The sequence below is a fragment of the Streptomyces cinereospinus genome (genome assembly GCF_042430725.1).
Lineage (GTDB): Bacteria > Actinomycetota > Actinomycetes > Streptomycetales > Streptomycetaceae > Streptomyces > Streptomyces cinereospinus.
Genome location: NZ_JBHMCY010000198.1, coordinates 1 through 911, shown reverse-complemented (window position 1 = coordinate 911; position 911 = coordinate 1). Strand labels below are relative to the sequence as shown.

The following is a 911-nucleotide window of genomic DNA, read 5'->3' as shown; positions in this document are numbered from 1 at the left end:
TCACGATCCGCTCCGCGCCCTCACCACCAGCCACCCGCACCACCACCGGCTCCGGTGTCCGCGGAGTGTCCGGGGCGACGACCCCGATCACCGGCTCCCACGTCACCCTGTGCAGCAGCCCGGCGGGAGCGAGGTCGGCCGTCGGCACGGCGGTGACGCCCATCGCGTCCACGGTCGCCACCAGGGCGTCCGACGCGTCGGTCACCGTCAGGGCGAACACGTCCTGCCCGGCCGGGGTGAGCCGTATGCGCAGGTCCCCCGTGAGCCGGGATCCCGGCATGTGCAGCAGTGCCCCGCGCCAGGATGTCGGCAGGTGGACCGTGCCGGGGGTGGTGGCCTCGGGCAGGAGGGGGCGCAACGCGGCTTCCAGAGCGACGGGCTGGAAGGCGAAGCCGCCGCCGTCGGGCACGGTCACGTCGACGGCCTGCTCGGAAAGGTCGGGAGCAGCGGTCGCAGGGGCGGGGCCGAGCAGGCCGTCGGCGTGCAGGGTCCAGGGTCCGCCCGCGCGGCGCGCGTGGACACTGAGCGGCCGCAGACCGGCGGAGTCCGGTCCCCCGAGGATCACCTGGAGGTCGACCACCTCCTGTTCAGGCAGCGGGAGCGGCTGTTCCACGGTGAGACTGTGGAGCTGCGGCACGCCTTCCCGTTCCCCTACGCGAAGGGCGAGTTCGAGGAGTGCGGTGCCGGGGAGCTGTGCGGTCCCGGTGACCGGATCGACGAGGCTGGGGTGCGTCCGCGGAGACAGCCGACCCGAGTAGACCGTGTCGGCGCTGCCCGCGAGTTCCAGGCCCGGCCCGAGCACGGGGTGCCAGGTGGCCTGGTCCCCTGTGGCGGAGGCCTCCCGGGTGCGGTCGTCGGCGAGCCAGTAGTGGTGGTGGTCGAAGGGGTAGGTGGGCAGGTCGACGGCGGTG

The 911-nt window shown here is 74.1% G+C and carries 1 protein-coding gene; it reads right to left on the bottom strand.

Translation table 11 applies throughout. The annotated features are described in order from the left end of the window. The coding region (locus tag ACFF45_RS35480; RefSeq protein ID WP_465269425.1) for a polyketide synthase dehydratase domain-containing protein at positions 1 to 911 on the bottom strand (911 nt) is incomplete at both ends.